Source organism: Thioclava indica, from assembly GCF_000714545.1.
GTDB lineage: Bacteria > Pseudomonadota > Alphaproteobacteria > Rhodobacterales > Rhodobacteraceae > Thioclava > Thioclava indica.
Genome location: NZ_AUNB01000006.1, coordinates 1 through 546 on the forward strand (window position 1 = coordinate 1; position 546 = coordinate 546).

A 546-nucleotide genomic window follows, 5' to 3' on the forward strand; every position below is an offset into this window, starting at 1 on the left:
GACAAGGTAAACCGCTTGTTCAAAGCAGATCGGCCTAACCAGCTCTGGGTCTCTGACTTCACATACGTCCCGACGTGGTCGGGAACGGTCTATGTCGCTTTCGTCATCGATGTCTTTGCGCGCCGGATCGTTGGCTGGCGCGTATCGACATCAATGGCGACGCAGTTCGTTCTCGACGCTTTGGATCAAGCAATCTGGCAAAGAAAAACACCTGATAACAATGCCTTGGTTCATCACTCAGACCGTGGATCGCAATATCTCTCGATCAAGTATACCGAGCGCCTTGTCGAATTCGGTATTGACCCATCGGTTGGAACGGTCGGCGATTCCTATGACAATGCCCTCGCTGAATGCGTCATTGGCCTGTTCAAAACAGAGGTCATCAACCAGATCGGTCCGTGGAAATCGATACGGGAAGTCGAATGGGAAGCGCTGAAATGGATCGATTGGTATAACAACCGCCGGCTATTCGGTCCCATTGGATACATCACACCCGCAGAAGCAGAGGAGGTATTCTATGCAAATCTAAACACACTCGATAAAGTC

Annotated in this window: 1 protein-coding gene; it reads left to right on the top strand. The window is 50.7% G+C overall.

The genetic code is table 11. The annotated features are described in order from the left end of the window. On the top strand, positions 1–546 hold a 546-nt coding region (locus DT23_RS02830; RefSeq protein WP_038128062.1), incomplete at both ends, for an IS3 family transposase.